The sequence below is a fragment of the Sporosarcina jiandibaonis genome (assembly GCF_013184495.1).
Taxonomy (GTDB): domain Bacteria; phylum Bacillota; class Bacilli; order Bacillales_A; family Planococcaceae; genus Sporosarcina; species Sporosarcina jiandibaonis.
Genome location: NZ_JAAOIY010000005.1, coordinates 102,209 through 115,756, shown reverse-complemented (window position 1 = coordinate 115,756; position 13,548 = coordinate 102,209). Strand labels below are relative to the sequence as shown.

13 protein-coding genes are annotated in these 13,548 nt (G+C 42.3%); all 13 read right to left on the bottom strand.

What is annotated here, in order from left to right; genetic code table 11:
- Positions 1-16 precede the first annotated feature (16 nt).
- The gene (locus tag G8782_RS13445; RefSeq protein ID WP_172372093.1) at positions 17-1,192 is read right to left on the bottom strand and encodes an acyl-CoA dehydrogenase family protein; all 1,176 of its coding nucleotides are present in this window, start codon (positions 1,190-1,192) and stop codon (positions 17-19) included.
- A 29-nt stretch (positions 1,193-1,221) separates the two neighbouring features.
- Complete coding sequence (locus tag G8782_RS13440; protein WP_172372091.1) at positions 1,222-2,823, bottom strand: long-chain-fatty-acid--CoA ligase; 1,602 nt, start codon at positions 2,821-2,823, stop codon at positions 1,222-1,224.
- Between the two features lie 28 nt (positions 2,824-2,851).
- A complete protein-coding gene (locus tag G8782_RS13435; protein WP_172372090.1) occupies positions 2,852-3,637 on the bottom strand; it encodes an SDR family oxidoreductase in 786 nt (261 codons plus the stop codon).
- Between the two features lie 170 nt (positions 3,638-3,807).
- Positions 3,808-4,212, bottom strand: a complete 405-nt coding sequence (locus tag G8782_RS13430) for a thioesterase family protein (RefSeq protein WP_172372088.1) — start codon at positions 4,210-4,212, stop codon at positions 3,808-3,810.
- A gap of 14 nt (positions 4,213-4,226) precedes the next feature.
- Positions 4,227-5,408, bottom strand: a complete 1,182-nt coding sequence (locus G8782_RS13425; RefSeq protein WP_172372086.1) for an iron-containing alcohol dehydrogenase — start codon at positions 5,406-5,408, stop codon at positions 4,227-4,229.
- 46 nt (positions 5,409-5,454) lie between these two features.
- Complete coding sequence (locus G8782_RS13420) at positions 5,455-6,429, bottom strand: quinone oxidoreductase family protein (protein ID WP_172372084.1); 975 nt, start codon at positions 6,427-6,429, stop codon at positions 5,455-5,457.
- Between the two features lies 1 nt (position 6,430).
- Entirely contained in the window at positions 6,431-7,165 is a 735-nt protein-coding gene (locus tag G8782_RS13415; protein ID WP_172372082.1) for a 2-phosphosulfolactate phosphatase, read from the bottom strand.
- A 20-nt stretch (positions 7,166-7,185) separates the two neighbouring features.
- Positions 7,186-8,253, bottom strand: a complete 1,068-nt coding sequence (locus tag G8782_RS13410; RefSeq protein ID WP_172372081.1) for a phosphotransferase family protein — start codon at positions 8,251-8,253, stop codon at positions 7,186-7,188.
- Positions 8,201-9,130, bottom strand: coding sequence for a 3-hydroxyacyl-CoA dehydrogenase family protein (locus G8782_RS13405; protein ID WP_172372079.1), 930 nt, complete (start codon positions 9,128-9,130; stop codon positions 8,201-8,203). The genes G8782_RS13410 and G8782_RS13405 overlap by 53 nt, the downstream gene beginning before the upstream one ends.
- Before the next feature lie 3 nt (positions 9,131-9,133).
- Positions 9,134-9,703, bottom strand: a complete 570-nt coding sequence (locus tag G8782_RS13400) for a TetR/AcrR family transcriptional regulator (protein WP_172372077.1) — start codon at positions 9,701-9,703, stop codon at positions 9,134-9,136.
- Between the two features lie 57 nt (positions 9,704-9,760).
- A complete protein-coding gene (locus G8782_RS13395; RefSeq protein WP_172372075.1) occupies positions 9,761-10,534 on the bottom strand; it encodes a glucose 1-dehydrogenase in 774 nt (257 codons plus the stop codon).
- Between the two features lie 2 nt (positions 10,535-10,536).
- Positions 10,537-11,763 (bottom strand): acyl-CoA dehydrogenase, encoded by a 1,227-nt coding sequence (locus G8782_RS13390; RefSeq protein ID WP_172372404.1) that lies wholly within the window; start codon positions 11,761-11,763, stop codon positions 10,537-10,539.
- Positions 11,764-11,953: 190 nt separating this feature from the next.
- Positions 11,954-13,372: an NAD-dependent succinate-semialdehyde dehydrogenase gene (locus G8782_RS13385; RefSeq protein ID WP_172372073.1), complete on the bottom strand. Its 1,419-nt coding sequence runs from the start codon at positions 13,370-13,372 to the stop codon at positions 11,954-11,956.
- Positions 13,373-13,548: the final 176 nt, after the last annotated feature.

Below are 13,548 nucleotides of genomic sequence, written 5' to 3'. Positions count from 1 at the left end.
AGTTCATCCCTCTTTCTTAAACGAATTGACCTATCTTCACATGACCTTTTAGTAAGTTTCTTGAAATAATCAAGCGTTGGATTTCATCTGTTCCATCGTAAATTCTCCAAAGTCTTGCTTCACGGTACCAACGTTCGATCGGAAGCTCGCGTGTATACCCCATACCTCCGTGAATTTGCAGGACACGGTCGACGACACGATTACCCATATTGGCTCCGTACAATTTAGCCATTGCTGCTAAATGACGATTGTCTTCATCTTGATCGAGCGTGAAGGCTGCATTTAAGACGAGCCATCTTGCCGCTTCAATTTCTACAGCTGAATCTGCAATTGGCCACTGAATCGCTTGCCTATCCGCAATTGGTTTTCCGAAGGTTTTTCGCTCTTTCGAATAGTCGATGGCCATCTGCAGTAAGCGTTCAGCCATTCCGACAGCGCGCGCGCCAACTACCCATCTCGCAAATCCAATCCATTCCAGTCCAAGTTTATACCCGCCGTTCACTTCTCCTAAAATATTCTTATCCGGGACGCGAACATTATCGAACACTAACCCTGCTGGTCCCCACTCGCCCATCGTATCGATGTATTCGGATTTCCAACCCATATCCCGATCGACGATGAAACATGTGACCCCGTCCCTGCCTGTCTTTCGATGTAATTCTTTATCAGTAATCGCAATAACCATTGTAAAATCGGCTTCATTTCCGCCTGTTATAAATGTTTTCTCGCCATTTAATACCCATTCATCTCCGTCTTTTACCGCAGTCATCTTAAGGTTTCTCGTATCCGAGCCCGCTTCTGGTTCTGTCATCGCAAAACATGACTTTTTCTCACCTGAAATCGTTGGAATTAAGTAGTTTTTCTTTTGTTCTTCGTTTCCATAATAAAGAATATTATCCGCAGAACCGCCGAAAGTGAACGGCACGAATGTTTTGGCGACTTCCATTAAAACGATTGCCATCATCATTTGTCCAAGGTCGGCACCACCGTATTCTTCCGGCGTATTAATGCCCCAGAATCCGAATTCTTTCGCTTTCAATTGCAACTCTCTCAGTTTCTCCGGTGAGATCCCTGGTTTTCCTTCGCGTTCGTTTTTCAACACGTCAAACTCAAGCGGTATTAATTCTTTCTCTACAAATCTCCTAATAGTTTGTTGGACCATTTTTTGTTCTTCTGATAAGCGTAAGTGCATAATCTTCACTCCATCTCTGAAAAGTAAGTTTATTTGTTTGGTGAGCTTACTGGTGAATATTGTTCTTGCAATGACCTTTTCAATATTTTTCCGACAGCTGTTTTAGGTAGTTCGTCTACAAAAAGGAAATCCTCCGGAACTTTATAGGCTGATAGCTGCGATTTGCAGAATGCTCTCAATTCCTCTTCAGTTACTTGATGGCCTTCCTTCAACACGATAACTGCTCGAATCGTTTCTCCCCGGTATTCATCCGGGATGCCAAAGACTGCTGCCTCCAGTACTGCCGGGTGTGTGTAGATGACATTTTCAACTTCGATTGGATACACATTGAATCCGCTGGCAATGATCATTTCTTTTTTACGGCCAACGATGTAAAAGAAGCCATCCTCATCCATCGTTGCTAAATCACCTGTATACAACCAGCCATCTCGAATCGTATGTTCAGTTTCTTCCGGTAGGTTCCAGTAACCTTTCATCACTTGAGGCCCTTTAATAACGAGTTCGCCCACTTGTCCAGATGGAAGAGTTTCTCTCCCTGTTGCGACATCTACAATTTTAGAATCCGTATTCGGCAATGGAATGCCTATGCTTCCTTTTTTCTGTAATCCTGCCACTGGATTCCGATGAGTAACAGGGGATGCTTCTGATAATCCATATCCTTCTGCAACGGTCGTGCCGCTGATTTCATTAAATCGATCGAGCACTTTGAGTGGTAATGGAGCAGAACCGCTTGAACATAATACTAAACAGCTTAAATCGAACTTTTTCTTTTTATAGTAATCAACAAGTGCGATATACATCGTCGGAACACCCGGGAAAGACGTCGGTTTCATTTTCTCGATCAATGTCACAAGTTGTTCGACATCAAACTTAGGAACTAACAGTAAATTTCCACCAAGATAAAAAGTCACACACATCGCGCTTGTCATGCCATATACATGGAATAATGGCGAGACAGCTAATACTCGTTCCTCGCCAGGTTTTGTTTGGACGACAGAAGTTGCGGCGCTTTGCAGGGTATTTGCCACAATATTGTAGTGAGTTAGCATAGCTCCTTTTGGTGTGCCTGTTGTTCCGCCCGTATATTGCAATACGGCAACATCTTCTTTCGGATTGATAACCGCTTCGGGAATCCAGTTTTCTAATTCCGGTTGCAATTCGGCGGGAATGACAGCGCTTTCAACTGATACAGGAATAACTTTTTGAATCGGTGTTCGGTCCTTCACGCTTTCATATAGCGGCAACAATTTATCCATCATAATAAGGATTTTTGCACCTGAATCATTTAAGATATGGATCAGCTCAGAAGCTTTATACATTGGATTTACTTGTACAATCGTTGCACCGCACATAAGCGCACTGTAGAAACTAATTGGATATTGAGGACAGTTAGGGAGCATGATTGCTACCCGGTCGCCTTTTTGCACGCCTTGTCTAGTAAGTCCTTTTGCTGCTTTTTTGATGCTGACACTTAATTCTTTGTATGTAGACGTTTTACCGAAAAATGTCATCGCAACATGTTCTGGATATGTCTCAACTGCCTGTTCAAATAATTGTGAGAGTGAAAAGGAAGGGATCTCAATTTCCTTCGGATTTCCTTCCACTACATGTTTCATCCAAGGTCTCTCCATGCTTTTCCTCCTTAATGGTTTCGATTTTTTATAATGAACTGCCGCCGTCGACAGCGATTACTTGGCCTGTTACATAGTCGCTAGCACGCGTGGCTAAAAACAATGCAGTTCCCTTTAATGAAGTCGTATCGCCTATTTTTTTCATCGGGTTAGCGCTGATAATTGCGTCGCTATTTTTCTCAAGAACATGCTTTGTCATTTTTGTCGCGAAAAATCCCGGAGCAATGACATTTACAGTAATGCCGTATTCCCCCCATTTTTTTGCTAAATCCCTTGTGAAATGATGAACTGCCGCTTTGCTTGTGCTATAACCAATTGCATTCAAAACTTTTCCTGGCTCAGCTTTCAATCCTGCGACTGACCCGATATTAATAATTTTCCCGTACCCGTTACTGATCATCTGGGTCCCTACCGCTTTTGACATGAGAAATGTTCCAGTAACATTAACATCAATCACTTTTTGCCAAGCTTCAAGAGGCATGTTTTCAACTTTCTCGCCCCATGTGGCGCCACTATTGTTTACAAGGATATCGATATGACCAAAATCCTCTATTACTGTATTTACTGTTTCATTGACCATCTTTTCATTACTAACATCGCATTCATAAGCCTTCGCTCGAATTGAATAATTCTTTGTTAAATAGTCAACGGTTTCTTCACAGTTAGCTAGTTTGCGAGAACAGACAGCAATGTTTGCCCCATATTCAGCAAATGCTTCTGCAATGTCGCGACCTAATCCACTTCCTCCCCCGGTAATAAGGGCAGTTCGTCCACTTAAATCAAATAAAGGTGTATTCACTAATTTCGCCTCCATTAAATTAGATTACCTGTATCGTTCTGATTACTGAAAGTATACTAACCAGTTAGTATGTTTGGTTCTGGATACTAACCAGTTGGTATGTTAGCGCCCTAAATCACCGATAGTTTGCTTATTAGGAGCTACATATTTCATTATATTCAGCATACACTATTATTTCTGTATATTCAAACTAAATTTGTCGTCATTAAATGTTTGGTTAACTCATTTCTGATTTCGTCGGGAATACGTTCAGTTTTTTGTTTAACGAAATCATAGTTAACATAGATCGCTTCATTTTTCGCACAAAGTTTATCGTTTTGATAAAGTTCTTCATACAATTCTAAACTGGTATTTCCGATTCTTTTCACCCGCGTCCGAATTTCAACATCTTTTCCGAAATACACTTGTTCAAGAAAGTCCAATGTTGTTTTAACAATGACCATTTTCCATTTCCTGAAGTCATGATCTGGTGTAAACAATTTAAAAATTGGATGCCTGCCGGCTTCGAACCAAACAGGGAGTGTTGTATTATTGATATGACCCATTGCATCCGTTTCCGAAACCCGAGGCGTAATAATCGTTTTATACACTTCAATCACCCCTGCTAATCTTTTTCTGTCAAAATGCCATAAAATGCGGATTGGTAAATATTTCGAATATCCGGCTCAAGTAAGGCCATTGGGCTCCTAGCTAAAATCCGTTTCTGCTTCACGGCGTCCGAAGTTAAGTGTTCTAGCGCTGATTCAGGAATTGAAAAACCGCCTAATGTAGAAGAAATTCCGACGTCTTTTACAATTTGTCGCAGTTCTTGTACACACTTAATAGATGCTTCCTCATCCGAATCGTTTTTACGATTTCCGCCTAACGCTTCAAAAATTTCTGCCATTCGTTTTTCGCAACTTTTTCGGATATAGCTCATGACATAAGGAAGTAGCACTGCATTCGATTCGCCGTGGGCAATATGATATTGACCTCCGATTGGGTATGCGAGCGCATGTACAGCCGCCACACCCGCGTTCGAAAATGCAAGGCCCGCCAAATAACTTCCATTACTCATATCTGTCCTTGCTTCTCGATCTTCACCGTCGTTCACTGCTTTTCGAAGTGAACGTGTTATTAGCCGAATTGCTTGCAATGCGAGCGGGTCGGATATCGGATTACTGTTCAGGGACACATATGCTTCCACCGCATGCGTCAATGCATCGATGCCTGTCGCTGCCGTTACCTTTGGCGGCAAAGATATGGTTAATGCGGGATCTACAATCGCGACATCCGCTACTAGATAGTCATGCGCAACCACATCTTTTGTCGTCTCCAAAGATAAAACCGAAATGTTGGTCACTTCCGAACCTGTTCCTGAAGTTGTCGGTATAAGTATTTTCGGTAATCCTCTGTAATGAATTTTCATCGTTCCACTTAAATTTAAATATTGAGCAACTGGGCCTTCATGAACGGCAAGGACGGCTGCTAATTTCGCTAAATCCATTGCACTTCCGCCGCCAAGTCCGATGATCAGATCGAATTCGTTTTTCCGTGTAAATGATACTAGTTTCTCTCCTAATTCAAGTGACGGTTCTGGGACAACTTCCGTAAACAGGCTCACTTCAAATCCTTTTTCCATTAGTGGTGCAGAGATGCGCTCCGTCAAACCTAGCTGCACCAACATCGGATCTGTTACGATTAGAACTTTCCCGGGCATAAACTTTTCGACTTCAAGCACTAACGTTTCTAATGCTCCCCACCCTATGCGACTTATGGGAGGAAATAAAATTTTAGAAAAGCCCATTTGCGCATCTCTCCTCTTCTGACTAGATTATGAATCTAAAATTTTTTTATGGAATCAGCACCAATTTCCCCATTGTTTTTCTTCCTTGGAGTGCCCGGTGCGCTTCGGCTGCGTCTTCTAATTTATACGTGCCTCCGATTGTCAGCTCGAGTTCGCCGCTGTCAATATAATGAAGCAACTCTTCGAAACTCTTTTGATATAGTTCAGGTTTATTCATAATCTGCGGCAAGAAGAAACCGATCACGGATTGATTGCGACGCATGAGTTGACCTGGATAAAAATGCGCTGGCTCTCCGCTTGCTGCACCGAATATGATTAATCTGCCGAATGGGGCCAGGCATTTCACTGTTTTATCGAAGATTTCCCCGCCGACCATTTCCAGAGCAACATCGACCCCTTTACCATTTGTCAGTTCAAGAACTTGCTGCTCCCAATCTTCTTCCGTGTAGTTGACGAGATGATCCGCGCCCAGTTTTTTGGCATGCGCTAGTTTCTCATCACTGCTTGCTGTCGCAATAATTTTTCCAGCTCCGAATATTTTAGCGAGCTGTACAGAAATTGCGCCTACGCCCCCTGCAGCGGCATGAACGAGAACAGTTTCTCCTTTTTCCAGACGTCCCATTGTCGTTAATATATGATAAGCAGTCTGTCCCTGCAGTGGAAGTGCGACCGCATCTGTGTAGTCGACACCTTTCGGTATCAGAGCCAGTGCCATTTCATGTACTTTCGCAAACTCTGCATACGCGCCCGATTCAATTAACGAGACAACGCGCATCCCCGGTATAAACTGTGTCACATTTTCACCTACAGCGACAATTTCACCGGCGATTTCCGCTCCCGGAATAAACGGCAATTCAGTCGGGACAACATATTTCCCTTCACGTCTTGCTGTATCCGCATAGTTAACGCCTATTGCTTTTACGTTAACCAATACTTCACGATCACCTATTTCGGGCATGTCAACCTCAACATATTTTAAAACTTCTGGCCCGCCGTATTCTTCAAATTGAATGGCTTTCATTTTATCTATCTCCTTTTACAATCATTTTTCCATTTTCATATTGTGGCACAATCGGTATGACCCCTTGTTTACTTGCAAATTGCACGTCTTTTTCTAAGTCCAACTGCATCATCATTTCCCCTGTTGCTGATGCCTTCAATACTTTCTCCCCGTCTGTTTCATTGCCATGAAAGAATAATCGCGCAGTAGTTGCTGAATCCGATAATTTCCATGAAGCCCCGCTGCCTATTATGCGATCAATCAAGCATCCCGCACCGTAAAAGTCTTCCGTCGCAAATCTTCCCATTGAACCTGCGCAGACGAATAGAAGATCTTGATTTAGATGGTCAGCACGAATTCTATCAGCTACTGCATCTACATTTACTAATGAACCTGCATAGATTCTTTTTGCGTTACTAACATTACGAATCGCGACAGTGCCGTTAGTTGTTGACAGGACGATTGTTTTCTGTGCAACAATATCTTCTAGCAAAGTCGGCAATGGATCTATAAATCCTTCGATTGTCCTGCCTCTGGATTCCCCGGTAAGAATCGTCGTGGATTCTTGTAAGCTATTGGCTATCAATAGCGCCTCTGACTCATCCATAACTGGAATCACTTCAGTCGCCCCGTGATGTAATACTGTTGCAATCGTTGTTGTTGCTAGCAGTACATCAAAGACAACAACAACGATTTCCGCGTCAGTTTTGTAGTTAGCTGCTTCCTCTTTCGTCAGTAGTACATGCAGTTTCGGCAATCTGTTTCCGTTCTTTCCCATTATGATCTGGACGTCTCGGCAAGTGCATGGGAGACGAGGCTATTAACAAATTTGTCCATATGTTTGAATCGCGGATCGTTCGTTTGCCCTCGTTTATAACGATAAAAAATTTGTTGGCAAATGACAGCTAATTTAAAGTAGGCAAATGTCGTGTAGTAATGAATGGTCGACATATCCCGCCCACTTTTTTCTGCATAACGAGCGATAAACTCATCACGCGTAAAGAACCCTTTTTGCACAGTTAATGGAGGTTTTCCAAGTGCATTGAGCAGCATTTCTGGGTCATCTGCTTGCATCCAATAACTCATTGCAGCTCCAACATCAGCGAGCGGATCACCGACCGTCGTCATTTCCCAATCAAATAGACCAGTCATTTCAGAGTAATCCTGCGAGAACATCATATTGTTTAATTTATAATCATAATGAATAATTGTTGAATCCGGCGATTCTGGAATGTTTCGTTTTAGCCAGGAAGTCAGTTGATCTACTTCGGGTATCTCGGCTGTTTTCGCTTTTTCGTAACGGTCAATCCAACCGTTCACTTGTCTCTCTAAAAATCCCGCTGGCTTTACCATCTCGGCTAACGCTGTTTTCTTATAATCAATTGCATGCAACTCAACAAGTTTGTCAACCATCATTTCAGATAGTTGTTTACCGAGTTCCACCGGTTTTTTCGTTCCAGCTGGAAATTCAGTATCCAGCACAATCCCATGCCTGCGTTCCATCATGAAAAATGGGCTTCCTATAATCGCTAAATCCTCCGAATAGACAATTGGCTTTGGTGCTGTCGGAAAAACTGGATGAAGTGCAGATAGTACATTAAATTCTCTTTTCATATCATGTGCTTTCGGGGCAATCGGACCAAGTGGCGGGCGTCTAAGTACTGCTTCCCAATCCCCGATTTCAAGTGCATAAGTTAAATTAGAATGCCCAGCACCGAATTGACGAATGTTCAATTTCCCATCTAGTAATCCACTTATTTTTTCACGAATAAATTGAACAAGTTTTTCGCTATCAAGTTCTTCCCCTGAACGAACTGGAATTGTATCTTGGATTGTTTTTTCCAACAAAATCACCCCCCGAATAGGAATAAAAACCTTGTCCTGTTTTGCGACCGAGGTTTCCAGACTTCACTTTCTCTTTGATCGTAATCGAAGGCTTATCCCAACTATTACCTGTTTCTGCATAGCGTAATTCCATTACGTTATAGACAACATCCGCACCTGACAAATCAATTAATTCAAATGGTCCGAGCGGATGTCCTAATGCTTTTTTCACGATTGTATCTATTTCTTCAAAATCTGCAATGCCTTCTTCATAAAGATGCAATGCCTCACGGTTAATGGCACCTAAAATTCGATTCGCGACAAATCCAGAAATTTCTTTTCTCAATAATAATCCAGTACGATTGATTTGTTTACAAAAAGCCAGCACGGTTTCGACCGTTTCTTCAGACGTTTTTTCACTCATGACTACTTCCACACAATCCATGACGAGTGGCGGAAAAAAGAAATGCATATTACATATTCTATCAGGACGCTCCGTCATATCAGCGAGCAAGGAATTTACGATCGTCGAACTGTTTGTTGCTAAAATTGCATGTTGGGGCGTTAATAAATCAAGCCGTTGAAATAATTCACGTTTCGCCTCAAGTTTCTCTACAATTGCCTCAATAACAAAATCCACATCGTGCGCTGCTTCTTCGAGATTATTTGTAAATGTTAAATGTGCAAAGGCTTCTTCTTTTTTCTCCTTTGTTATTTTTCGTTGGTCCACCCATTGATTCATCCGATTTTCTAGGTTTTCTTCTGCTTTTTGGAGCGATTCATGACTAACATCTTGTAGAATTGTTGTATACCCTCCAAGGGCGCATAACATTGCAATTTGGTGACCCATCTGCCCCGCACCCACAACTAAAACACGTTCAATCCTGATTTCATTCAATAGTCAGCCCTCCTTCGCTTGAATTCCATGTAATACAAAATCCGAGAATATGACAGCTAGTTCTTCAACCGACACATCGCCGGAAGGATTCATCCATTGATAACTCCAATTTGTAACGCCTAAAACTGCAAATGTAATCAATTTGGGCTGTAGCTCTTTGCGGAATTCACCTGATTCTATCCCCTCGACAATCACTTGTTCGATATTATGGCGAAATTTCGATCTTTTGGCTTTAATAATGTCTGCGTTTTTTTTCGATAAATTTCTCATTTCACGTAAATAAATACGTCCATTCGGTCCTTGCGTTTTAATGTCCAGAATAATCAACTCAATAATTTTAGCGATTTTGTTTTGATTGTTTTCTTCATTTGCAATAACTTTTTTTTGCCGATGTAATAAATCATCAATATAACGTGAATGAATCTCCATTAAAAGTTGTTCTTTACTTTTAAAATAATAATAGAAAGAGCCTTTTGTTACGCCAACCGAGTCGACGATGTCCTGTATTGATGTTTCACTAAAACCTTTCTGTTGAAAGAGTTTGACGCTATGTCTTGTAATTTCTTCTTTCATCGACTCTACACACCTTTCTTTATTCAATTTCTTATCTATTCGTAGATTATTTTTGTTTTATAATGTACTCATACCGCCATCAACAATGAGAATATCGCCTGTCACATAATCAGAAGCTTTTGATGCAAGAAATAATGCGACCCCTTTTAAATCTTCTTCAGACCCCAGGCGATTTAATGGCGTTGAGTTTAATATATAATCTCGACCGTGTTCAATTAGTACGTTCGACATTTTTGTCGGGAAAAAACCTGGAGCAATTGCATTGACATTAATATTGTATTGACCCCATTTTGCAGCGAGATCTTTCGTAAAGGTGATAACTGCCCCTTTACTCGTGTTATAGCCAATGGTATCCATAAAATCTGGATGCGTTCCACCTAAACCTGCAACGGAAGCAATATTAATAATTTTCCCGCCGCCTTGTTTAATCATAAGCTTTCCAACTTCTTGGCTCATCAGAAACGTTCCTGTGATGTTAACGTCAAGGACTTTTTGCCAAGCTTCATAAGGCATATCGACAACTTTTTCACCCCAGGACGCTCCGCTGTTATTGACGAGAATATCAATCGTGCCAAATTGATGAACAGTTTCTTGGACGACTTGTTTTATTTCTTCGGGATTTGTTACATCACACTTTAGCCCAATTGACTTAACCCCTAGTGCTTCTAATTCTTGACTCATTTCGATGCAGGCATCTACTTTCCTAGAACAAAGGACGACATTCGCCCCCGCTTCAGCAAACCCTCTCGCGATCTGTGCACCTAAGCCTCTGCCCCCACCTGTAACGAGAGCAGTTTTCCCATCTAGTTTAAACAAATCGAGTACGGACACAGTCAGTTCCCCTTTCCATTTGCAGCGTATTTTCGAAGTTCGAGCCGCGCAATTTGATTGCGGTGTACTTCATCTGGTCCATCTGCAAGGCGTAAAGTTCGGGAACTGGCCCATTGAGCTGCAAGTGTGTAATCCTGGCTAACACCTGCTCCTCCAAATGCTTGAATCGCTCTGTCAATCACACGTAAAGCCATACTCGGCGCAACAACTTTAATCATTGCGATTTCTGATTTTGCTTTCTTATTGCCAACCGTATCCATCATATAAGCAGCTTTCAATGTTAACAGTCGAGCTTGTTCGATGTCGATACGAGATTCTGCTATCCACTCTCTTACAACCCCTTGATCTGCCAGCACTTTTCCAAAAGGAGTCCGTTCTTGTACACGAATACACATTTGTTCTAGTGCGCGTTCAGCTGCTCCGATCAATCTCATACAATGATGGATTCGTCCAGGTCCAAGTCGTCCCTGAGCAATTGCAAAACCTTTTCCTTCGCCCCAAATTATATTTTCGACAGGCACACGGACATTTTCAAATGTGATTTCCGCATGGCCGTGCGGTGCATGATCATAACCGAACACCGTAAGCATACGTTCAATTTTCACCCCGGGCGTATCAAGCGGTACTAGAATCATAGATTGCTGTTCATGACGCGCAGCATTTGGATCGTTCTTCCCCATAAATATGGAAATCTTGCATCTTGGATCCCCTGCACCAGATGTCCACCATTTTCGTCCATTTATAATGTACTCGTCTCCGTCCCGAACAATGCTCGCTTGTATGTTTGTCGCATCACTTGAAGCAACTTCCGGCTCGGTCATCGCGAAACATGATCGAATTTCCCCTTTAAGAAGTGGTTCGAGCCATTGTTTCTTCTGTTCTTCCGTTCCATAGCGGACTAGGACTTCCATATTTCCAGTGTCAGGAGCGTTGCAATTGAATATTTCAGGTCCAATCGGGGAACGCCCCATTATTTCGCAAAGTGGCGCATACTCTAAATTGGTCAACCCGGCTCCAAGTTCACTGTCCGGGAGAAATAAATTCCAAAGACCTTCTTCTTTTGCTTTTGTTTTTAATTGTTCAATTATTGGAGGAATCTCTGCCCAGCGATTCTCTTGTGCAGCTAGTTGTTCTTCATATATTTTTTCATTTGGATAGACAAATTCATTCATAAACGCCGTAAGCTTCTCTATTAATTCATTTGTTTTTTCTGAATATGAAAAGTTCATGACCATTCGCATCCCCTCAAATATTATGTACTAACCAGTTAGTATGTTCAGAATATAAAGAATCATTTACATTCTACCTTTATGAGTTCATTAAATCAAGTTTTATTTATCAATCTATCAAAAAAAGAAAACATAGCCGTTTTTGCGTGGCTATGTTTTCATTAATTCAGCTGGGCGGCCCATCTCTAAATTACATTCCGACCGAAATATATTTTACTTCCAAATACTCGTCCATTCCTTGATGACCGCCTTCTCTTCCCAGGCCGCTCTGCTTGAATCCACCGAATGGTGCTTGCGGTGTTGACGGGATGCCGTCGTTGAGGCCGACAATGCCATATTCCAGCTGTTCGGAAATACGGATTCCTTTAGTGATGTTTTCTGTAAATACATAAGCTGCCAGACCAAAAATAGAGTCGTTTGCGCGGCGAATTGCTTCTTCTTCTGTTTTGAATGTTGTAATCGGCGTGACCGGGCCGAATGTTTCGTCTGTCATGCAGATCATTTCGTCTGTCACGCCAGTTAAAATTGTCGGTTCAAAGAAGAGGCCGTCTTTTGAGTTTCCTCCAAGTTCGACTGTCGCGCCTTTTTCTTTTGCATCGTCAACATGTTGCTGGATTTTTTCAATGGCCGCCTCGTCAATAAGTGGCCCTATGTCAGTACCATCTTCCAAACCATTGCCCACTTTTAATGCATTTGCCTTTTCAACTAGTTTCTTAGTAAAGGCATCCGCGATTGATTCGTGAACGTAAACGCGGTTTACACAGACGCAAGTTTGACCGGCATTACGGAATTTTGCGGCGAGCACGCCTTCTGCCGCTTTATCTAAATCGCTGTCTTCAAGAACGAGTGCCGGTGCATGGCCTCCGAGTTCGAGTGAAATCTTCTTGACCGTTTCCGCCGCGCCTTTCATGAGTTGTTTCCCGACTTCAGTGGATCCCGTGAATGTCAGTTTTCGCACACGCGTATCAGCGAGCCACGTTTCGCCGATCACTTTGGAATCTCCGGTTACGACATTCAAAACGCCTTTTGGAATGCCCGCTTGTTCTGCTAGTTGAACGAGTTTAATAGCAGTTATCGGAGTCAGATTCGCCGGTTTAATGACAACCGTGCAACCTGCCGCAAGCGCCGGGCCGACTTTGCGCGTGATCATTGCTGCCGGAAAATTCCACGGAGTGATGACCGCGGTTACGCCGACGGGTTGTTTGTGGACGAATAACCGTTTGTTTTGCCCGGTTGCTGGAATGGATTCGCCGTAAATTCGTTTTCCTTCTTCCGCGTACCAAGAGATAAATCCATTCGCGTAATTGATTTCTCCACGAGCTTCCGTTAATGGTTTTCCTTGTTCTTCAGTCATCGTTCTCGCTAAATCTTCCGTGTTTTCTTTAATCAAATCATGCCAATCGTGAATTAACTCGCTGCGCTCATAGGCGGATAGCTTTGACCACTCCGCAAAAGCTTCGTAAGCTGCATCGACTGCAAAAGCCGCTTCTTCCGCCCCGCCTTTTGGAACAGTCGCAATCACTTCACCTGTTGCTGGATTCTCAACTTTAATAATAGGCAACCGATCGCCTACTCTTTCCCCATTAATAATCATTTCATAAATTTTCATTTTCATCACTCCTTTGAATTAATTCCGTTTCATTCGGGACAGCCGCTTTGTCAATATGCAAATAAGTTTCACTATTATGTTATCACACTTCTTCCAGTCTTCGCCTCGACTTGGATAACGCAAGTTTTTATCGACTATTAAAATCTTGTCATTATATATCTATCTGGTCGATTGTT

What these genes read in the sequence shown, in the direction of transcription:
- G8782_RS13445 (WP_172372093.1), bottom strand. Translation starts at nt 1,192, where the DNA reads ATGCACTTACGCTTATCAGAAGAACAAAAAATGGTCCAACAAACTATT.
- G8782_RS13440 (WP_172372091.1), bottom strand. Translation starts at nt 2,823, where the DNA reads ATGGAGAGACCTTGGATGAAACATGTAGTGGAAGGAAATCCGAAGGAA.
- G8782_RS13435 (WP_172372090.1), bottom strand. Translation starts at nt 3,637, where the DNA reads ATGGAGGCGAAATTAGTGAATACACCTTTATTTGATTTAAGTGGACGA.
- G8782_RS13425 (WP_172372086.1), bottom strand. Translation starts at nt 5,408, where the DNA reads ATGGGCTTTTCTAAAATTTTATTTCCTCCCATAAGTCGCATAGGGTGG.
- G8782_RS13420 (WP_172372084.1), bottom strand. Translation starts at nt 6,429, where the DNA reads ATGAAAGCCATTCAATTTGAAGAATACGGCGGGCCAGAAGTTTTAAAA.
- G8782_RS13400 (WP_172372077.1), bottom strand. Translation starts at nt 9,703, where the DNA reads ATGAAAGAAGAAATTACAAGACATAGCGTCAAACTCTTTCAACAGAAA.
- G8782_RS13390 (WP_172372404.1), bottom strand. Translation starts at nt 11,763, where the DNA reads ATGAACTTTTCATATTCAGAAAAAACAAATGAATTAATAGAGAAGCTT.
- G8782_RS13385 (WP_172372073.1), bottom strand. Translation starts at nt 13,372, where the DNA reads ATGAAAATTTATGAAATGATTATTAATGGGGAAAGAGTAGGCGATCGG.